Source organism: Thalassospira sp. GO-4 (genome assembly GCF_023588965.1).
GTDB classification, from domain to species: domain Bacteria; phylum Pseudomonadota; class Alphaproteobacteria; order Rhodospirillales; family Thalassospiraceae; genus Thalassospira; species Thalassospira povalilytica.
Window position 1 is genome coordinate 1,873,018 of record NZ_CP097807.1, and the last position, 20,532, is coordinate 1,893,549.

The 20,532-nt window shown below is 54.9% G+C and carries 20 protein-coding genes; 8 read left to right on the forward strand and 12 right to left on the reverse strand.

Features of this window, described 5'->3' with window-relative positions:
* From M9H61_RS08795 to M9H61_RS08805, 3 genes are all read right to left on the reverse strand, one after another.
* Window positions 1-177 (reverse strand): DUF1328 domain-containing protein, encoded by a 177-nt coding sequence (locus M9H61_RS08795; RefSeq protein ID WP_082817698.1) that lies wholly within the window; start codon window positions 175-177, stop codon window positions 1-3.
* A 62-nt stretch (window positions 178-239) separates the two neighbouring features.
* On the reverse strand, window positions 240-380 hold the full coding sequence (locus M9H61_RS08800; protein WP_068517483.1) for an entericidin A/B family lipoprotein: 141 nt from the start codon (window positions 378-380) through the stop codon (window positions 240-242).
* 238 nt (window positions 381-618) lie between these two features.
* A complete protein-coding gene (locus M9H61_RS08805) occupies window positions 619-1,671 on the reverse strand; it encodes a hypothetical protein (protein ID WP_250284640.1) in 1,053 nt (350 codons plus the stop codon).
* Window positions 1,672-1,801: 130 nt separating this feature from the next.
* On the opposite strand from M9H61_RS08805, the gene M9H61_RS08810 reads away from it, so the two are divergent.
* Complete coding sequence (locus M9H61_RS08810) at window positions 1,802-2,872, forward strand: AraC family transcriptional regulator (protein WP_250284642.1); 1,071 nt, start codon at window positions 1,802-1,804, stop codon at window positions 2,870-2,872.
* Between the two features lie 12 nt (window positions 2,873-2,884).
* Here the strand turns inward: M9H61_RS08810 and M9H61_RS08815 are convergent, their stop codons facing one another.
* Together M9H61_RS08815 and recA are read right to left on the reverse strand one after the other, a co-directional pair.
* Window positions 2,885-3,190: an NIPSNAP family protein gene (locus M9H61_RS08815; protein WP_101247606.1), complete on the reverse strand. Its 306-nt coding sequence runs from the start codon at window positions 3,188-3,190 to the stop codon at window positions 2,885-2,887.
* A gap of 103 nt (window positions 3,191-3,293) precedes the next feature.
* Window positions 3,294-4,367 (reverse strand): recombinase RecA, encoded by a 1,074-nt coding sequence (gene recA, locus M9H61_RS08820; protein ID WP_068517480.1) that lies wholly within the window; start codon window positions 4,365-4,367, stop codon window positions 3,294-3,296.
* A 900-nt stretch (window positions 4,368-5,267) separates the two neighbouring features.
* Here recA and M9H61_RS08825 point away from each other — a divergent pair.
* Complete coding sequence (locus tag M9H61_RS08825; protein ID WP_250284644.1) at window positions 5,268-6,746, forward strand: autotransporter outer membrane beta-barrel domain-containing protein; 1,479 nt, start codon at window positions 5,268-5,270, stop codon at window positions 6,744-6,746.
* Window positions 6,747-6,836: 90 nt separating this feature from the next.
* Here the strand turns inward: M9H61_RS08825 and nikR are convergent, their stop codons facing one another.
* On the reverse strand, window positions 6,837-7,316 hold the full coding sequence (gene nikR / locus M9H61_RS08830; RefSeq protein WP_068517479.1) for a nickel-responsive transcriptional regulator NikR: 480 nt from the start codon (window positions 7,314-7,316) through the stop codon (window positions 6,837-6,839).
* Between the two features lie 97 nt (window positions 7,317-7,413).
* Between nikR and M9H61_RS08835 the strand changes: the two genes are divergently transcribed.
* A complete protein-coding gene (locus M9H61_RS08835) occupies window positions 7,414-8,208 on the forward strand; it encodes a DUF4198 domain-containing protein (protein ID WP_250284646.1) in 795 nt (264 codons plus the stop codon).
* 4 nt (window positions 8,209-8,212) lie between these two features.
* Window positions 8,213-8,761 (forward strand): hypothetical protein, encoded by a 549-nt coding sequence (locus M9H61_RS08840; protein ID WP_250284648.1) that lies wholly within the window; start codon window positions 8,213-8,215, stop codon window positions 8,759-8,761.
* A 36-nt stretch (window positions 8,762-8,797) separates the two neighbouring features.
* Here M9H61_RS08840 and M9H61_RS08845 read toward each other — a convergent pair whose 3' ends face one another.
* On the reverse strand, window positions 8,798-9,697 hold the full coding sequence (locus tag M9H61_RS08845) for a DMT family transporter (protein WP_250284649.1): 900 nt from the start codon (window positions 9,695-9,697) through the stop codon (window positions 8,798-8,800).
* A gap of 202 nt (window positions 9,698-9,899) precedes the next feature.
* Between M9H61_RS08845 and M9H61_RS08850 the strand changes: the two genes are divergently transcribed.
* The gene (locus M9H61_RS08850) at window positions 9,900-10,661 is read left to right on the forward strand and encodes a PH domain-containing protein (RefSeq protein ID WP_250284656.1); all 762 of its coding nucleotides are present in this window, start codon (window positions 9,900-9,902) and stop codon (window positions 10,659-10,661) included.
* Window positions 10,662-10,770: 109 nt separating this feature from the next.
* Here M9H61_RS08850 and M9H61_RS08855 read toward each other — a convergent pair whose 3' ends face one another.
* The 3 genes from M9H61_RS08855 to M9H61_RS08865 all read right to left on the reverse strand — a co-directional run bounded on the left by M9H61_RS08855 (window position 10,771) and on the right by M9H61_RS08865 (window position 12,709).
* Window positions 10,771-10,923, reverse strand: a complete 153-nt coding sequence (locus M9H61_RS08855; protein WP_156480808.1) for a hypothetical protein — start codon at window positions 10,921-10,923, stop codon at window positions 10,771-10,773.
* Window positions 10,924-11,158: 235 nt separating this feature from the next.
* The gene (locus tag M9H61_RS08860; protein WP_250284659.1) at window positions 11,159-11,878 is read right to left on the reverse strand and encodes a hypothetical protein; all 720 of its coding nucleotides are present in this window, start codon (window positions 11,876-11,878) and stop codon (window positions 11,159-11,161) included.
* Between the two features lie 123 nt (window positions 11,879-12,001).
* A complete protein-coding gene (locus M9H61_RS08865; RefSeq protein WP_250284661.1) occupies window positions 12,002-12,709 on the reverse strand; it encodes an ABC transporter substrate-binding protein in 708 nt (235 codons plus the stop codon).
* Window positions 12,710-13,042: 333 nt separating this feature from the next.
* Between M9H61_RS08865 and M9H61_RS08870 the strand changes: the two genes are divergently transcribed.
* From M9H61_RS08870 to M9H61_RS08880, 3 genes are all read left to right on the forward strand, one after another.
* The gene (locus tag M9H61_RS08870; protein ID WP_250284663.1) at window positions 13,043-13,942 is read left to right on the forward strand and encodes a DMT family transporter; all 900 of its coding nucleotides are present in this window, start codon (window positions 13,043-13,045) and stop codon (window positions 13,940-13,942) included.
* Window positions 13,943-14,027: 85 nt separating this feature from the next.
* Window positions 14,028-15,065, forward strand: coding sequence for a sodium:calcium antiporter (locus M9H61_RS08875; RefSeq protein WP_250284664.1), 1,038 nt, complete (start codon window positions 14,028-14,030; stop codon window positions 15,063-15,065).
* Window positions 15,055-15,648, forward strand: a complete 594-nt coding sequence (locus M9H61_RS08880) for a PIN domain-containing protein (protein WP_250284667.1) — start codon at window positions 15,055-15,057, stop codon at window positions 15,646-15,648. The genes M9H61_RS08875 and M9H61_RS08880 overlap by 11 nt, the downstream gene beginning before the upstream one ends.
* Here the strand turns inward: M9H61_RS08880 and M9H61_RS08885 are convergent.
* Both M9H61_RS08885 and M9H61_RS08890 read right to left on the reverse strand, forming a co-directional pair.
* Complete coding sequence (locus tag M9H61_RS08885) at window positions 15,632-18,244, reverse strand: PAS domain-containing sensor histidine kinase (protein ID WP_250284669.1); 2,613 nt, start codon at window positions 18,242-18,244, stop codon at window positions 15,632-15,634. The genes M9H61_RS08880 and M9H61_RS08885 overlap by 17 nt on opposite strands.
* Before the next feature lie 237 nt (window positions 18,245-18,481).
* Entirely contained in the window at window positions 18,482-20,485 is a 2,004-nt protein-coding gene (locus tag M9H61_RS08890; protein ID WP_250284671.1) for a methyl-accepting chemotaxis protein, read from the reverse strand.
* Window positions 20,486-20,532 lie beyond the last annotated feature (47 nt).

A 20,532-nucleotide genomic window follows, 5' to 3' on the forward strand; every position in this document is an offset into this window, starting at 1 on the left:
TTACATCGGCGGGCGGCGGCCACGCAATGCATTCACCAGAAGTGAAACGGCAAACAGCACGATGAAGACAAAGAACAGAATCTTCGCAATGCCAACGAAAGTCCCGGCCAAGCCGCCAAAACCCAATACGGCGGCAATCAGGGCAAGGATCAGACAGAATACGGCCCAACCAATCATGGGAATTCTCCTGCAGTTATTGGGTGCTTTGAGGGTAAAGCGACCTGTTTAATCAGCCCGGATCACGAAGCACTGTCCTGGATGGCTTCACCGGCATCTTCGACGTCTTCGCCGAAACCTTCGGCGGTTTCGCAGGCCGCAAGGCCAAGACCAAGACCACCAATCATCAGAACGGCGAGAATTTTTTTCATCAGGTCTGACATGTTTGTTCTCCTGTTTGCTCGTGATGTGTTGCTCACAGGATATCAAACGGGGACAACTCAAAATTGTTCCGCCCCCATATCACTAAAGGGAGTTTTTCACCCCATTCGACACCATTTAATGATATATTTTTCATATAGTTATGCGAAATCGTGATCATTTTGGGGCACCAGAAAGAAACCCGTCATACGGGCCGCTTTCCGGGGAATGATCCGTGATATCCGTCATCAGATGCGCCAATCAGGATGGCGACATGCCAAGGTCGAGAAACCGGCTGATTTCATCAATGATCTGTTGGTGGATATGGCCACGATCGGTGCCCGCCGGGTCCGAACAGACCGGATCATCATCCATCCGCGCCAGAAGTTCGGCCGCACCGGGCACACATTCCGCCAGAAAGGTCAAATGGTCAGCCGGGGCAAAAACCGCATAGGCCGGATGATCAAGCTTGCCCAACAAGTTGCTTCCGGTCGCCTCAAGATCAGCAGCCGGCCAGCCATGTTCTTTGCCAAGCCGGATGAACAGCACATCCTGATCGGTGTTTTTCAGGCTGTTGTCATCAACCGCATAGGTCATGCCGGGCTCGATCGCAACAAATCGCGAAATCCGGGGATCCTTGGCATCGATGGCAATGTCATCAGACAGATGATCGAAATCGACCCCGCCACGTTTCAAAAAGGCGCAATCCTGCATCACATCGCCATGTGTCTTGCAAAAATCACGATACAGGTCGCCATCAAATCGCACCCCCGCCAGATTAAGAACCGTTGTCCCCCCCAACGAAAAGCCGACCGTCGAAATCCGGTCCCGGTCGATATAGGGGGCGAAATCCGGATCGGCGAGAACCTGATCAAGCAGGGCCGTGATATCGGCCGCACGCGGCGCCAGATGAATGGTGCGCCGGGGCGATGAATCCCCCGATGTCGTGCCGGGATGATTGACCGCAAGCACCATTGCCCCGCGAAGTGCCAGTTGCGATGACAACCAGCCCAGCGCATCCATATTGCCGCCCGATCCGTGCGAGAGCAGGATCAGCGGGTGTTTTCCCGGTGCAATCGCCGCCCCGATATAGGCATCCGTGCTTTGCCAGATCGCGCTTTTGGTGACCGGCGCACGATAGATATAAGTCCCGGCCGGATACCAGATGGACGCAGCAAGCGGCGTGGATCTGTGTGATGCGGTGACATCGAACCGGTCATAACCCGCCAGTTCATGTGCCGCAGACGGGGTCGCCATGCAAGGAACGCTGGCAAGACCAAGTGAAAGCAGGGCCGCAGAAGTTACATGTTTCATGATTTCAATCCGTGTTTTAATCTTCACCGGGTTGAAATTGCTCCTGATTTCGGGGCTTTGCGTCCTTGAACCGGTTATAGGACGTGCAAAACCGGTTTTCGGACGTTTTATGATCGGATCGCCACAAAACATGATCGCACTTCCCGTACCCATGATCGTCGCCCTGTTGCTGGGTTATCTGTTTTTGCGGGCAATCCTGTTTGAAAAGACCAGCCGGTTGCTTGCCGCCTTGCTGCTGGCCTGCGCCTGTCAGAGTGTGACGGTGTCGCTTGTTCATTATTACGGGTTTGATGCCATCCGGTTGTTGCAGCCGGTCATGGCATCAATGATCCCGGCGCTGGCCTGGATGGCCTTTTTGCAAAGCAGTGTGCGGTCGCGCCTTGTCGCCACCGATCTTTGCCATTTTCTGGCCCCGGTGGTGATGGTGATCGTGATCCTTGCCATGCCGGTCCTGATTGATGCCCTGCTTGGCGGGCTGTTTGTCGGCTATGCGTCTGCCATCCTGATTGCCCTGCATCGTCAGGGCAATGATCTGGCCCATTCGCGTCTGGCATCCGGGCATGTACCGGCATTGATCTGGCGGGTGATTGCCATTGCGCTGATTGTTTCGGCCTTTAGCGATCTTTTGATCGCAGCAGCCCTGCAATTCGGGGCAGAAGGCGCAACCGGTGTGATTTTAAGCATCTTTTCGTCGCTGGCAGTGCTGACCATCGGGTTTCTGGCGCTTTCGCCCGATCTTGCCATCGGATCGGGCGATGATGACAACGGGGGTGATGATATCGAACGGTCAAGCGCGCCTGACAAAACCGCGCCCGATACGCCCGATATCCCGGTCGATGAAATCATGGCGGCAGTTGAGCAGCTTATAAGCGGTCAGAAGCTGTTTCTTGATCCCGATCTGACGCTGGCGCGGATTGCGCGGCGGCTGGGCTATCCGTTGAAACAGGTATCCACAGCGATCAATCAAAGTACCGGGGAAAATGTGTCGCGCTATATCAACAGGTTCCGAATTGATCATGCCTGCGAAGAACTCCTGCGCGGACAGAATGTCACAACCACCATGCTTTCAAGCGGCTTTAACACCAAATCGAATTTCAATCGCGAATTCCTGCGCATTACCGGCCAAACACCCAGCCAGTGGCAACAGCAGCAAATCCCGGCAGCGGCAGTGGCGACGACCGCAACGCGGCGCGGATCATAGCCCCGCCCGCCCCTAGTCCAGGACCGGGCGCATGAAACTCCGTTCATAGGAAATGATGCTGCGATTGCGGATTTCCATATTCAGAACATCCTGACATTCGCGATCGTCAGCCATGCGATTGCGGTAATCCTCATACTCGGCAAGGCTTGGAAAACTGAACAGCGCATAGGCAACATTACTCGCCCCTTCATGGGGCAGGAAATAGCCGTGATGGGTCCCGCCCATGCGATTGACAATCGGAATCCAGCGTTTGGCATATGCCTCGAACTCGGGAATTTTGTGACTGTCAATTATGTATTTCAAATAACAGGTAATCATGGCTGCACCTTTGAACGGGGTGAAGGGTTTGATGGCCCAAACAAAAAAGACGGGCCGAAATCACGGCCCGTCTTTTTAAAATCATCGTACAAAAACAGCGCGATCAATCGTCATTGACCGGGTCATCTTCGCTCATATTCGTCATGCTTTCGGCGATCAGGCCGGCACTTTCGCGAATGCTGTTTTCGATTTCCTGGGTCATTTCCGGATTCTCGCGCAAGAAGTTCTTGGCGTTTTCACGGCCCTGACCGATCCGGGTCGAGTTATAGGAGAACCAGGAACCGGACTTTTCAACGATGCCTGCCTTGACACCAAGATCAAGGATTTCACCCATCTTGGAAACGCCTTCGCCATACATGATGTCAAATTCGACCTGTTTGAACGGCGGGGCCATCTTGTTTTTGACGACCTTGACGCGCGTCTGGTTGCCGACAACTTCGTCACGGTCCTTGATCTGGCCGATACGACGGATATCCAGACGAACAGATGCATAGAACTTGAGCGCGTTACCACCGGTGGTGGTTTCCGGGCTGCCGAACATCACACCGATTTTCATACGAATCTGGTTGATGAAGATCACCATGCAGTTCGACCGCGACACCGAGCTGGTCAGCTTACGCAAGGCCTGGCTCATCAGGCGGGCCTGAAGACCGACATGGGTGTCGCCCATTTCACCTTCGAGTTCGGCCCGCGGAACAAGGGCCGCGACCGAGTCAACGACCAGAACATCAATCGCACCGGAACGCACCAGCGTATCGGCGATTTCAAGTGCCTGTTCACCGGCATCGGGCTGCGAAATCAGAAGTTCGTCGGTATTCACGCCAAGCTTGCGGGCATAGCCCGGGTCAAGCGCATGTTCGGCATCGACAAATGCACAGGTCCCGCCAAGTTTCTGTGCCTCGGCAATGGTGTGCAGGGCCAGGGTCGTTTTACCGGAACTTTCCGGACCATAGATTTCGATGATACGGCCACGCGGAAGACCACCAATACCAAGTCCGATATCAAGACCGAGTGATCCGGTTGAAATGGCTGAAATGTCAACGGCGCTTTCCCGCTGACCCAGCTTCATAATCGAACCTTTGCCAAATGCCCGTTCGATCTGCCCAAGGGCGGCTTCGAGTGCCTTCTGCTTATCCATAGTATCCTTATCCACCAAATGCAGCGCGGTCTGAATCATTGCTCGAACTCTCTTATTCCACAGGGCCGGGTAGGATGCAACGCAGGCGGTTCCCCGGACCTAAATGCGGAACGCCACCGCTTGAAGAACCTGCTGCCCAGACAGAATAGTTTCCCTGTTCACGTCAGCAGCCGAATTGAGAACATAATGTGAACATTGTCATAAAATTTTGGATGTTGCAAGTTTGTTCTCATTTCTCAGATCAGAAAGACGCAAACAGGAGTCTTTCTGCCCTACAACACCCCATCCATCCTCAAGGATCCGGGTATCTATTCTAACAGCTTAGGCATCATAACTCTGGGCTGCATAAGACCCGGGACAAACATCTGATTTTGCTCGTAAATCTGACACTTACTGACAAGTTTCCGCCCAAGCTTGACGTGGCATCCCGGGGATGTGATCCGACCCCAAAGCACAAAATGTCCGGGCACTGATTTTCATAAACCTTCTGTTTTGGACCTAAACCAACGCTATGGATCGGGATTAATGAAACTATCTAAATTGGCAATTTCATCAGCTTTATTTCTTGGCATTTCTGGCGCGCTTCCACTGACCACAACACCTGTACATGCCGCGACCAACTATGACTGCACGTCTATCAACGGCCTTATCTCGAACCAGCCACCTAGTCAGAACAGCTCAAGTTTATACCGAACTGCCACGCTAAACTTACAAGCCGGCGATAAAGTCACGTATCTGTGGCAAAACAATTTCTCGGTAGATGCAACACCGAACCTGACCATTTATAATATGGATACGAGCACGAGTGAGAACACTGTACAGACAACCGTTTCGGCAAACGGCGGCACTGGCCAATTGGTGGTCACAGCCCAGTCCAGCGCAGAGTACCAAGTATCATCGTACTTCTCAAAAAATGGAGCAAGCGCAGCAGACTTTCGCGTGACAATTAGCTGCGCACAGCCCACAGCCAGCAATGAGACTTCCTCCGAAACCACGTCCAAAGCCGTCACCAGTGCGGTTTCGCGGTCCCAGACCTCTGTCATTCAACAGAATATCGGGGCCCGCGTTGCAACGGTGGTCGGCAGTGCCGGTGCGGGTGTAAGCAGTGGCGGCGTCGGCGCACCTAGTGGTGCTGGTGCCGGTGGTACTGGAACCGGTGGCTCAACGGGCGGGGCATCTGGTGGTGTACCGGGGGCTGGAAATGATGAAACCGCATCCTTTGCGGACAACCGATATGGGGCGGTCTCTCGTGGCGGATTTGCATATCGCGACAGCGCCGATGATATGCGGGCTGTCATGCGCAAACTGGCGATGAATGCTGCTTTCGATAGCTCTGTTATTGCAGCGGATCTGGCGCGCGATCATGCATTGGCCCTTGGCCCGACCGATGAGGGTTCTGTTGGCGGAGCTGCCGGGGTTGATGGCCGTGCTGCCCTTCAGTCCTATTCGCCAATCACAGTTTGGGGCCATGGGTCTTACACATCGGTCGACAACGATTTCAATTCGGGCGGTCAGGACAACCGATATGACGGTGATGTCTGGGGCTATAACATTGGCGCGGATTACCGGTTTGAAAATGGTCTGATTGCCGGGGCGTCTGTTGGCTACAACGATACCAACCTGACCACGTCCTTCAATAACGGCAGCTACGATGAAAGCGCATGGGTCATTTCGCCCTATGCCATCTATCAGCCGATTGCCAACCTTTCGGTTGTTGCCGAGGCGGGCTATTCACAAGGCGATATTGACGTTACCCGCAGCAATGGCAGCATCAATGGCTCCACCAACTCCGCCATGTGGTATGCCTCGCTCAAAACCAGCTATTTCTATCAGCCCCTTGCCGATTATCCGGTCTCTATCAGCCCGTCCGTATCGTTTTTGGCCGCACAAAAAACGATTGATAGCTATGTCGAGAGCGACAACACATTCGTTGAAAGCTCCCGCTCCAACACCCGTCAGGTCAAACCGTCGCTCGAGGCTGCTTACGATTTCGAGCTGCACAGCCTGAAACTGACACCGTTTGTCGAAACCGGTCTGATCTATGACTTTACCGATGAACTCAATAACGACAAATCAGCTTTCAACATCGGCGGCGGCCTGCGGTTGTCGGATGCGACGACGGGGTTGAATGCCGCACTTGAGGCAAGCTACCTTGCCGGTCGTACGGACTATAATGAATATACCCTTGCCGGAACGCTGAGCTATGGTTTCGAACTGCGCGACCTTACCGGTGCGTCCGTCGGCTTCATGTCCCCGTTCTTTGGCAGTGATGTTGATGAATATGGCAACCAGTCGATGTCGACCGGCTTTGGCTTTGACACTGGTCCGATGTCGAGCCGCCTGTCACTGGCCCATGACATTTCCCAATCGGGCAATGCCGCCAGTGTTGCGCAAGTCAACATGACACTCGCGTTCTAAACAGCATTATCCCTAAACAAAACCATAACAGCCGCCCTGTCACCGGGGCGGCTGTTTTTTTATGGCGCATGTCTGCAAAGCCAGGAACGATCAGGTGGTAATTTTGAGATGTTCGTGGGTATGGGCCGCGCCGTGGTCTTCATCCCCGTGGTGATGGGATTCAATATGCAGTTCTCCCGGAACGGAATAAAGCTGCCCGTGGCGCACACCGGGCTGTGCCAGGACCTTGTCGGCAAAGGCGCGAATTTCGGCAAGCTTCCCGCGCAGGGTCACGCTTTCAAGACAGGTGTCATGATCGATGTGAAAATGCACGGTCGAGACCGTCAGATTGTGATGTTCATGCTGGGTGCTCATCAAACGCGATGCCAGCATGCGTTCCTCATGGTCATAAACATAATTCAGAACGGCAATTCCCACCCCGTTGGGGTCTTCGTCAAGCTTGGCATTCTGAAGCTTTTCGCGGATCAGATCACGGAATCCTTCGGACCGGTTGGTATAGCCCCGCCCTTCAAGGAAGGTGTCGAACGCTTCCATCAGATCATCTTCGATTGATACCGTCACGCGGGTCATATCAATTCCCTTTCAGAATCATCAGCTTGACTCGTATGAACAATTTTGAAAAGTTCATACCGCCATTTCATAGACCTAATTTCCCAAAGGATAGCAGATGTTTCAATCAAAGTTCGCACGCGCCCTGATAATTGGCGTGACCGGGTGCCTGATCAGCAGTGCGACAACCGCCCATGAATTCATCGCCAGCACCGCACAAAGCACCATTGCGCCGGGCCAACCGGCAACGATATTCCTTGATTCGACCCATCAGTTCGGCGCACCTGAAGAAGCCGAAGCCATCGAAAATGTGCGCGCCCGCCTGATCACCGGTGCCGGGCAGAGCGAACTTGATGTCACACCAAATCCGAACGCCCCGAACCTTGTTGCATCTGTTGACGATCATGCGCAAACCGGCTGGATTGCCGCCCACCGTTTGCCGGTTGTCTGGTCACAGACGCCCGATGGCTGGCAGGAAGGCGGGCTTGAACAGCATCCCGATGCCCTGACCGCTTCGCGTTACGAGAAATTCGCAAAACATCTGATCGGCCCGCAAGCAACTGATGACAATGCCGTGCTCACAACTCCGCTTGGTGATCGGCTTGAAATCGTTCCGCTTGGCGATCCGCGCCGGACCAAAATCGGCATGGACGCCGAATTCCGCATCCTGCTTGACGGGCAGCCTTCGACCACCACCGTTCTTGCGACCTATGCCGGGTTTACCCAAACCCCGTCTTCCTGGGCCTATTATACCGAAACCCTTGCCGATGACCGCGGCAGTGCCATTGCCAAGGTCCGCATTTCGGCACCCGGCCTGTGGGTCGTGCGGGTTGCAACCGATATCCCCGATACCGCAGACGGGGTGCGGGTTCATAACCTTCGTGCGACGCTAAGCTTCCATGTGGACGGCTAGGAAAATGCATCTAGCGGGTATCAGCCGGGTGCCGGTTCTTGTGGTTCTTGTGGCGTTGTCGGTTCTGATCATATCGGAACCGACAGATGCCCGTGCCCACGGGGCTGGCTGGCAGGCTGTTGGCAATGAGAATACGGTTCGATACCGGTTTGGCTATACCGACAGCAGCCCCATGGGATTTGCCGAAGTCATCGTCACCGCCCCTGATGGCAAGATCTGGCAAAAGGCGCACACCGATCGCAGCGGCCATTTTGCCTTTGCCCCGGATCAGCCGGGCCATGACATCACACAACCGCAAAACTGGCACATCCGGGTGGGTGATGGCATGGGGCATGTGGTGCAACTGACCCATCAGAGCAAACCCGACATAACGTCCGGTCCACCAGCCCCGACTGCCCCGACCGTGCGAGTTGCCAACACAACAATGCGTGGCACGGCGGCAATATTTGATTTGCCGGTCTGGGCGGGGATGTTGTTCGGGTTAAGCTTGCTCGCGAACCTTTATGGCGGGTTGCTGTTGTGGGGACGCATGCGAAAGGCGCATCAGTCCTAGTTGCCTAAATGCCTAAACACCTTGATCTCTTGATCTCTAATGCAGGAACAGTAACGCCACCCCGGCAAAGGCAAGGCAGGTCCCGATAACGGCCTGCCAGCCCACAGGCCGGCGCAGGATCACGCCTTCATAGACAATCAGCAAAACCGGCGGCAAGGCCATCAGGGTCGATGCAATCCCGACATTGGCATTCTGAACCGCCAACATCGAAAGCCAGACCCCAACCGCAGGCCCGATCAAAGCCCCCAGCAACAGCCACTTGCCCACATCCGGGGCAAGGCACGCAGTCACCGTGCGGCGCACCCGCCCGAAGACAAGGGCAATTCCCCACATGGCAATCACCGCAACAAGGGTACGGATCCAGGTCGCGGACAATGCGGAATAGCCATCAATCAGCGCATATTTCGCCGTGATCAGATTGGCGACCTGACCGATGGCACCACCCAGTCCGAACAGGATGCCGATCACATAGTTACGCCCGACCAGCCCGACCGGGCGGCCCTTTTTGCCCAGAATGACAATCAGAACCCCGCCCACTCCACAGGCGATGCCCAGAATTTCAATCGGGCGGAGCGTTTCATCAAACAGCACCCATGCCAGTACCGCCCCCATGATCGGCACTGTCGACATCAACAACATCGACAACCGTGCCCCGATCAGGACAAAGGCCTGAAACAGCATGGCATCACCAATCACCAGCCCGACAATCGATGACAGGCTAAGCCAGCCCAGCTGTTCCCAGGTAACTGATTCCGGCCATGGTGTTCCCAAAAGAAGCCAGTGCAGAACCGTCAGACAAAAAATCGAACAGGCCAGACGCCCGCGATTGACCGTCTGCGCACCGGCCTTGCCGCCAACATTGGAAAAGATCATGCTTGATGTTGCCCAGCACAGGGCGGCGGTAAAGGCGGCGGCCTCACCAAACAGGGGGATCATGGGGCGCGTTTCCTGTCATTGTTGTTGTTCCGGCGATGTACCGGTTTGTGGCCATGGTGGCGTGGCCAATTAATCTATAAGCGCAAATTTTCAGGCGTTTGTAATCAGAATTATCGCCGGTCAGAATTCGAAAATTTGCAACTGCTTGCGATTTTTTGCCCGCACCGTATGTTCATGAAATTGCGTGCAAAAGGAAACCGGCATGACCAAGGCCCAGCAGACCGACAATAACGGCAAACCGTTCAAGGGAATTCGCCGCTATCTTCAGGATGGTGAAGTGGTGATCATGGATTTGCCGGTTGCCCCGGTATCGGTGCTGGTGCCCGGCCTGATCAAGATTGTCTGGATCGTGGCCCTGATTTACGCATCCTATCACTGGCGCGAAATTTACAATTTCCTGATGCCGCAATTTCGAAATCTTTTGACCGGACCCGAAGCCTTTTCAGCCCTTGATGAAATCTGGGAACAGTATGAATTCGTGTTTTCATTTGCGCTGATCGGCTTGATCCTGGCAGCGATTTCGATTGTATGGAGCCTTCTGCGCCGCGTGCTTGGCGCATCGACACGCGCGGCAAAGGACAGTCTTCTTTTGCCGCTGACTGCGATCCGCGATCTGTTCTTTTTTGAACGCGTGATTACCAGCAACCGCATCATCACGCGCAGCGGCGTCCTGCGCAAGGATCAGGATGATCGCGGGTTCGAAGCCATCAAATCAACCCGCATCAGCAAAAGTATCGTTGGCAATATCTTTGATTATGGCGATCTTCATATTACCGATCGCATCGGCCACAAATTCACCCTGCATCAGGTCAGCCAGCCCGAAGATGTCGCCAAGAAATTGTCGGACTTTTTCGGGCGCGTCTATGCCAACCGGGATACAAACACGCCGATCGACATCACCCATCTGGGATCGGATCAGGCCATTGAATCCCACGTCCAGACACCGGACAAGACAGACCTTTGATCCAGGAAGGTCTGGTCACACACAGGCTGTGTGCAAAGTGTTAGGTGCCAGGTCCCTGGTGCTTTGTCCTGTTGGCGATAACCGATTTCCCAATGCAGGCCGTCGGCAGTTATTTCTGAACCCAGGTAATGGTTTTTGCCTGCTGGTTTGCGGCATCGGCCTGAGCCGAGGGCAGCAATTCAAATGACAACAGCAATGCCGTCACGAAAATAGCAACCACCATACAGGATCGCACGATCCCGGTTGATTTGCGTTTTACCATTCAAACCCCCAAGCCGATATCACGCCTGATTCTTTGATGAACCTTGTGCCGATACCGGGCCTCGCCTGTTGTGCCGGTCACCTTGTCATGACCGGAATTCTTCATTGTTCATTTTAACGCACAGCCACCGTTTTTCCGTCTGCTGTGCTGATCAACTATAGATAAAAAGAAAAGACATATACAAGAAATCTAAACAAACATTTTCGAATTTTTCGTCCCCGTCACGCGCCGGGCATCATGATGCCTTTTTCCGCCATTTCTTCAGGATATCGACATAGGCCTGATTGCCTTTTTCAATAAGTGGCAAATAGTCGGAAAATTCGGCACGCAGCCAAGTATAGACTTCAAGTTCCATCACCGGGATCGACACAAAGCCATCGGGCAAGCCGCCCGTCAGGATCAGCGAAAATTCATTGATCAGCATGGCATCAAGCCGCCCGGCACGCATCAGTTCCTGCATCATTTCGGGACCGGCCGGACAGCGCATCACATTAGGGTAACCCGCCATCAGCTTTTCAGCCCAGCTTGAACCAAGCCAGATCCCCACCGCCTGATCGGTCAGATCATCAAGCGATTTGATATCGCCGTCGCGTACAACCAGCACGCCAGATACCGCCCCGACCGGAAGATCCCCACGGATCAGCGGACGACCGACCTGTTCGGCAAAATCATCAAGACCGGCAAATACACCATCGACTTCGCCATTGCGCATGGCAACCACGGAACGCGCATTGGGCATTGATACCGGAATAATACAAAGCCCGGCATCGGCCATGGCCCGGCGATAGGCTTCGACACCAACGGCATCACGGGTGACTTCGGGCATCGCCATGCGAAGACAGAATTCATCAGCCCGCGCACCGGATGACATCAACAAACTGCTAAGCCCGGCCAATCCGAAGCCGACGGCAAACAGACAGGCCCTGAACACCTTGAAATTCAGATCACGCGCCATTCCTACCCCCACGGCTTTTTGGATTTTCCGCAAATATGCCGGGTGTCAAACACCGGCACGCGGGCGGCATTTCTTGTATTCTGGTGATCCGGTCCGGTTGTTTCACATCACGCATGGCCTTGCCTATTCTTCTTCCTGCACAGCCTTGAGATAGGCCCGCGTTCCCTGATCGAATTTCGGGATATGTTCGGCAAATTCCGCACGCAGCCAGCTGTGAACCGTGATCGTTGCCACGGGTATGGCGTTATAGCCATCAGGCACCCCGCCAGCCCAATTCAGGGAATAACCATCAAGCAACATCGCATCGATCCGCCCTTCGCGAAGCATTTCCTTTAACATTTCCGCCCCGCGCGGCACCCGGACAATATTGGCATAGCCCGCAATCAGCTTTCTGGGCCAGGTCGCGCCAAGCGGCACGCCCAGAACTTCATTGGTCAAATCATCAAATCCGGTGACCGGGCCTTTGCGCACAATCAGAAGTCCCGGCAATTTCCCAAGGACGACCTCGCCGGGGACCACCGGAATATCAACAAGTTCGGGGAAATCATCCTGTCCGGCAAACACCCCGTCAATCTTACCCGCCCGCAGGGCCGCAACCGCCCGGATCTGTGGCAGTGATGCGGGTTCGACACACAGTCCGGCATCCGCCATCACGCGGCGATATTGCGCCATATTCTCCGGGCTGACATGAATTTCGGGCATTGCAATCCGAAGACAGGCATCCTTTGCCTGTACGGACGGGACCAAAAGAACGGACAGGATAAATCCGCGCAAAAGATGCGCGCACAAGCCCCAAGGTCGATGCGACCCATCGCAAATGACGACTGCCATAAATTCCCATTACGGCACCCGATACCGGTATGCCGCCCACTCCGCAATCGGTTTCCATTCCGGATGAAAACCTTGTTTGTCAGACCTTTTTGGTCTGTTGTCTGAGACGATACTCAGGATTGCCCGGTTTGCCTATAGGCTTAAGGGAACTTTTGCATCCCGGACGTGCATTTCGCGCTTGACCGGAAACGATGCCGGTCGCACCATCAGGCCCGCGGTCAGCCGGAATATCGGGCCTCCGCGCCACCTGCTAACAGCCACCACCCGATTTCCCGTCAACATCGCCTGCGCATCGACAAAGGATGCCCACGCCCCGTTTTAAGTACATCACAAATGAAACCAGGGGATATCGCCCGCTATCTGTTCCTTGCCGTCGTGTGGGGACTTTCGTTTCTTGTCGTCGTAAAGGTTGTTGATGCCTTTGGCTGGGTCGGGGCGGTAACATTCCGCGCCCTGATTGCGGCCGGGTCGCTTTACCTGGTTGCCAGGCTTTGCCGTCGCAAACTTGATTTCAGTGCGGGCTGGCGGCCCTTTGCCATTGTCGGGGCGACCACCGTTGCCGGACAGCTGATCGGGTTGTCCTATGCCGCACCGCGCATCGGAACGGCGATGACGGCGATATTTGTCGCGGCCATCCCGCTTTTTTCCATGATCATCAGTCAGTTCTGGGGCATTGAACGCGCAAGCAAACAAGGTTTCGCCGGTCTGGCACTTGGCATTGGCGGGATTGTGCTTCTGGTCGGGTTTCCCGCGGTTGCCGTCACACCGGAATTTGTCCTTGGCTGCGTGGCATCGATCCTGTCGGCCCTGTGCGCGGCCTTTGGCAGCAATTATGCCAGCCGTCATTTGCGCCAAAGCGGCAACTGGGAAACCACAATCGGTGCGTTTCTGTTTGGCGGGATCGTGACCTTGCCGATGATCTTTGCCGTGCCACTTGAACGCATTCCGGTTGCCATGGACTATTTGTATCTGATCATTGCCGCCTGTTTGATGAGTGTTTGCACCTATATCGTCTATTTCCGGCTGGTGGCATCAATCGGTCCGACCCGCGCGATCAGTGTCGAATTTCTGGTTACCGTGATTGCGGTGCTGATCGGTGCCACGGCATTGGGCGAAAGGCTTTCGCCTATGCAGCTTGTCGGCGGGATCACGATCATGGCGGGATGTGCGCTTGTTCTTAATCTTGTGCCGGCCTGGATGCGGCCGCGGCCAAGCGTTCCTGAAATCCCCTGAGCCAACGCAAAGACAGCAGCCGTGGAACAAGCTACCCTGTCGGAAGTTACATATTGTAGTCTTCTTTGATCACGGAAAGCATTGCATGCCCTTTGACCTTGGTCAGCAGTCGCTCGGCGTTATCGTCGCGACCTTTACGGTCTGCACATTGATCATCATTTTTGCCGGTACCCGACTGGCCAGTATCGCCGTCAAACTGGCTGAGCGCACCGGCATGGGACAAATCATCGCCGGTGCCCTGTTTGTCGGCATGTCGACCAGCCTGCCGGGCAGTGTGTTATCTGTGACCACCGCCTGGCAGGGGCATACCGATCTTGCGATTGGCAATGCGCTTGGCGGGATTGCGGCCCAGACGACGTTTCTGGCGATTGCCGATCTGTTTTATCGCAAAGGCAATCTTGAACATGCCGCGGCCAGCGCCACCGGCCTTGCCCAGACCACCCTTTTGCTCAGCATGCTGTCCTTGCCGCTTTTGGCCTATGCCGGGCCGGACTGGATGATTTTTCACATTCATCCGGCATCCATCCTGCTTCTGGTGATCTATCCGCTTGGCCTTAATCTTTTATCGGCAATCCGTGATGAACCGATGTGGCTTCCCAAGAAAACCGATCTGACCGAAGAAGACGCCAAACATGACAGCGCCGATACCCACCCCGAAAGCACCGCGCGACTGTGGGGCGAATTTCTTGCCTTTGCGCTTGTAACAGCCGTTGCCGGCCACATTATCGGTCAGGCCGGGCTTGCGATTGTTGCCGTGACAGATATCAGCGAAACCGCTGTTGGCACCTTCCTGACCGCAATTTCAACGTCCTTCCCGGAATTTGTCTCTGCAATTGCGGCGGTGCGCATGGGGGCGGTCAATCTGGCTGTTGGGGACATTATCGGCGGCAACGCCTTTGACGTACTGTTTCTGGCGGCATCAGACATCGCCTATCGCGAAGGATCAATCTATGCGGCCTTTAGCCAACAGCACGTCTTTACCATCGCACTGGTCATATTGATGAGCGGCGTGTTGCTATTGGGGATGCTCAACCGCGAACGGCGCGGCATTGCCAATATTGGCTGGGAAAGCTTTGTGGTACTGGCCCTTTACGGGGCGTCGGCATTTTATCTTGCTGCGTAATTATATTCGTTTGCAGCCTCTCCTTGCCTCGCAACTATCCCAATCTATTATGATTGTTCTCTTTTTTCAGTACCTGACAGTGGAGACCAAAGCATTGTTAAAACTTGTTTGGGATAGCTCTGCAATCGTTAACATTAAAGAAGGTAATGAGAGCGGTTACTCTCCGGCATACAGTTTGTGGAGAGATTTATCTGACGAGGTTTTCACCGAAAAATACGTGAACATTATTCCGTCAATCGCGATCTTTGAGGTCAATGCGACAGCTTCATCAAAAAATAGAGACAATCAAAGGTTTTTGCGCGAATTTTACATGCTCGGCGACCACGAAGAGATATACCCCATTGATGAAAATCTCATTTCAAAGGCATATCCACTTTTCGCAAAAAAAGGCTTCGATAGACTACGCGGGGCTGACCTGATTTTTGCCTGTATTGCGAAAATCGAAAATGCATGTCTAGTAACACTGGACAAAGCATTTAAAGAGTATCTGTCCGAAGAAATCAAAGTGATTGACCTAAACGATAGCAGGCAAACAGCTATGTACAGGGATCAACTTTGGGCTTTCGCTAAAGCACTTCCTTGACCTTGGTGGCCAGATCCTTGAGCGAGAAGGGCTTGGGCAGGAAGTGAACACCGTTTTCTTCGTCCAGTTCGTCGCGATAGGTATCTTCGGCGTAACCGGAAATGAAGATGACTTTGAGTTCGGGTTTCTTTTCACGCAGCATGCGGACAAGTGTCGGGCCATCGATGCCCGGCATCACGACATCGGAAATCACCAGATCAATCGTCTTGTCGGTGTTATTCAGGACCTCAAGCGCGTTGTCGCCGTTATTGGCTTCAAGCACGTCATAGCCCTTGCTGCGCAGGGCGCGCGCGCCGAATGTGCGCACGGCATCCTCATCCTCGACCAGAAGGATCGCACCGGTTCCGGTCAGATCGCGTGACGGGGCTTCTTCGGTGACCGCCTGGGTTTCGGCAAGTTCCTGTTCGGTTGCCTCATAGCGCGGCAGATAGATGGTAAAGGTCGTGCCTTTGCCTTCTTCGCTGTTGACCGCAATAAAGCCGCCGGTCTGCTTGACGATGCCGTAAACCGTCGAAAGACCAAGACCCGTTCCCTCGCCGCGTTGCTTGGTCGAGAAGAAGGGTTCGAAAATCCGCGTCAGGTTGTCCTTGGGGATACCGATACCGGTATCGGTGACCTTGATGCCGATATAATCGCCCGGCGGGATGATTTCGGTGCCGGTTGCGGTCGGTTCATCAACAATTTCGCTGCTGGTCTGAACCGTCAAAGTTCCGCCTTCGCCGGCCATGGCATCGCGCGCATTGACGACAAGGTTAATGATCACCTGATCAAGCTGGCCCGGATCGACCTTTACCAAACCGATATCGCGCCCGTGACTGACCTTGAGATCGATCTTTTCGCCGATCAGGCGGCGCAGCAGGTTCGACATTTCAGCCAGCGCATCGGTGATATTGATGATTTTCGGCTGAAGGGTCTGACGACGCGAGAATGCCAAAAGCTGCCGGACAAGGTTGGCAGCACGATTGGCATTCTGTTTGATCTGCATGATGTCGGCAAAGCTCGGATCACCCGGCCCGTGGCGCGACAACAACAGATCACAGAACCCGATCATCGCCGTCAGAAGGTTGTTGAAATCATGCGCCACCCCGCCGGCAAGCTGGCCGACAGCCTGCATTTTCTGGGACTGGGCAAATTGTTCCTCAAGATTCTTCTGTTCGGTCGTATCAAGGAAGTTCAGAAGCAGCGCGCCTGCTTCGCCCGAACGACCCGCAACCCGTTGCAGATAAATCTGGGCTGCAACGCCGCGCGCACCCGCAAGACGGGCTTCGATCTGACCGCCCTTGCCCATGCCCATCACGGCCTTGGACAAATAACGCGCCACTTCGTCGCGGTCTTCGGGAACAATCAGTTCAAGGATCGAACGCCCGACCACATTGGCATGGTTCTGCCCGGCGGTTTCGATAAAGGCGCGGTTGGCGTCGGTAACCGTGCCCGACATGTCGGCCAGAACAATCGAAAGCGGGCTTTCATCAAAGAACCAGCGCACCCGACGTTCGGTTTCGGCCAGGGCATGTTCCCATTCATGGGCGGGCATCGGATCAGGGAAGATCACGGCCTGACTGCGAACCGGACCAGTGCCCGGCGCATTGATCGAATGGGTGACAAAGCACCGGATCGGTTCGCCCCCGGCAACCTTGAATTTGACCTCGCCATTGATGCCGTCACCAACGATAAGGTCGGCCAGTTCCACGGTGCCGTTATTGAAGTCTTCGGGTTCACCGCCAAGCCAGCTTGCCAGACGGCGGTTGAGATAAAGAATACGGCCTTCTTCATCAAGGCCACAGACCCCGACCGGCAGCCGTTCGATCATCTGATCGGCATGTTCAAAGCCACCAGCGGCCGCCGAGACCGGAAGATTGGCAACAAGGTCCGGTGCAACCGGTGCCGAAAGCGCGAATGCAGACGGGCTTTCCCCCGATGGCAACAACATCGATGCATCGGCATCCGCCATTACCGACGGATCGACACCGTCAACAGTCCATAACATCTGACCGGCACGTGCATTGGCCTCGGCCACGGAAATGCGCAAACAGGTTGCCCGGGATGGTGTTTTATCATCCGAAGCCGCGTCATCACCGAGGGCGGGATTTTCGGCCCCGTCAGTTGCCGGGGCTTGCGTTTCACCATCGGGCTGGCTTGCAAATTTTTCGGAACGCGACAGATCGACAAACATCTGACCGCCTTCACCGCGCATCGCACGGGTGCGCAATTCGGCCAGTTCTTCACTGCCAATGCCAAGGAAGGACAGGCGCGCTTCAAGTGCGGACAACATGTCCGATCCCGGTTCAATACCAAGTTTTCGTGAAAAGGCCGGGTTGGCATAAATCGTCCGGCCATAGGCATCAATCAGCGCAACACCGATATCAGATTTGCCAAGACCGGCGATCAGCGGTCCAAGTTCGGAATGCCCGCCATTGCGCCAGCGCGCCGACAGTGAAAGGGCTGCGACGGCAATAATTGCCACACCGGTAACCATTGCACCGATGATCCACATTAAACGCGCATCAAGGCCCGCCTTTGCCAGAACATCCATCAGGACAAAGACAAACGCAACGAATGCGACACTTACAGCAAGGATGAGCCCCCGAAACAGCACGCGACCGCCTTTAACGACAATAACTTATCAATATAGTCTATACTTTTAGCTGGTTATCACGCGACTGGCTACCGACAAGTTTTGTCCCCCGCATCGGGCGGGTTTTGTACCGGGTCGACCATAAAAGACACCCTGTGCGGACTGCCATCGGCAAAAAGGCAGGAACCGTTTCCGGCCCTGCCTTTTGTTCAGATTGTTTGGCAAACAGGCTGTTTCAAGCCCGGCCAGATCATGCGCCTAGCGGGCCATCCGTTTGATCTGTGCCTCGTCAAGTGTGGTGCCATCGAATTCAACGCTGACATTGCCATCCCCGACATTTCGCACAATTGCCCGAACCGGCCCCGGAATCCCGGGCAGATCAAGTTCGATCCTGCTGCTTTTGGCGAAGTTTTCATCGGTATGGAGCAACGCCCCTTTTTCCGAGACGTTTTCAAGACGCACACGGCAAGAATTGCTGCCTTGGCGTACCACGGCCTCGATCGCGGTGCGATGGCGTTTTGACCGGCGGCGATCGACATCGGATGTCGATGTACGAACGACTTCGACCAGAACAAGCCGCAGGTCACGCACAGCACCGGCAACCTGATCGGCAAGTGTTCCGACCTCGGCGGCCATTCGGCCGGTTTCCGATGCCTCGCTTGAAACTTCGCTGATGCGCAGGGAAACTTCGCGCGACGCGGCGGCCGTTTCGCTGACATTGCGGGCAATTTCGCCCGTGGCAGCACTTTGTTCTTCAACCGCGGCTGCGATTGCTGTCGATACTTCGTCCATTTCGTGGATTTTTTCGGCAATCGTTGCCACCGCATGCACCGCAGAATCGGTGACCGACTGAATTTCCGCGATCTGACGGGTGATTTCATCGGTTGACCGGCTGGTCTGGGTCGCCAGATTTTTGACTTCCTGGGCCACCACGGCAAAGCCCTTGCCCGCATCCCCGGCGCGCGCGGCCTCAATCGTGGCATTAAGAGCCAGCAGGTTGGTCTGTTCGGCAATTCCGGAAATAAGTTCGACCACCTCGCCAATGCCACGCACGCTTTCGGCCAGTTGGGAAACCGTGCTTTCGGTTGACCGGCTTGCCTCGACGGCGTCTTCGCTGACACGGTTGGCGCGCGCGATCTGGCTGTTGATTTCACCCAGCGACGAATTAAGCTCTTCGCCCGCGCCAGCGACGGCTTCGACCGTTGCCAGTGCCTGGGTTGAGGCCGACGCCACGGTTTCGGAATTGCCCTGCACCAGATCGGCAGATGTCGACATGCGCTGTGCCGCATCGGCCAGTTCGTTGGTCTGCCCCGAAATGGTATCGACAACGCGACGGGTTTCGCTTTCGACACGTTCAGCCATCTGCATCAGGGATTTCTGACGCTGTTTTTCGGCTTCTTTCCGATCGGCTTCCTGCTGATCGCGCATCTTGATGTTATTCACGCCGGTCTCGCGGAAGATATGCATCACCCGCACAAGATCGCCGATCTCATCACCGCGGTCGGATTTCTGAAGTTTCAGGTCGTAATTGCCATCGGCAAGCTTGGCCAGAATGCCGACACTTTCGGCGACCGGCTTGGAAATCCGGCGATGCATTACCCAGGCAATCAGCGCACAGATCACGATCGATGCAATCGTCACCCCGGTCGTCAGCCAGAAGATCGACTGAACGCTTTCATCCAGGGCCACCAGCTTGTCGACCAGTTCGGTCTCGACCGAGATCGCATAGGCATCGGTGTTTTCGACTGCCACTTCCAGGGCTGAGGCAAGCTTTGCCGCTTCGGCGTCGAAATTCGCCATCATCTTGTTGCCGACTTCCGGGCCGCCATCAATGTAGCCCTGCGCCATTTTCTTGCCTGCGGCGTAATATGCCGGGAAGGCAGCATCGACGGCCTCAAGCGAACTGAGAAGTTCGGACTGCCCCAGTTTGCCGGCAAGCGACTTTGCGGTCGCAAGGTTTTCAGCCAATCCCTTTGCCGCGGCCTCGGCTTCGTCAAAGCCGTCATTCAGCCCATCAAGTCCGCGTGTGGCCGAAATATCGGTCAGCCATTGCTGAACCTGGATCACATTATAACGCGCACCTTCGATGCTTTTGATCAGGCGCGGAATATCGGTACTGGCGACAACCCCGATTTCGGCGGCTTCGTGCGTTGCCTTGCTGCCATCCGAGTTCAGCACCCCTATACTAACAGCGACCACGATCAACATAACCACAATGATCGCATTCGACAGGGCAATTTGCCCGGCAATCCTTAATTTCATTACATAATCCCCGTTAGTCCCATTACCGCCCCTGCACAGAAGGACAA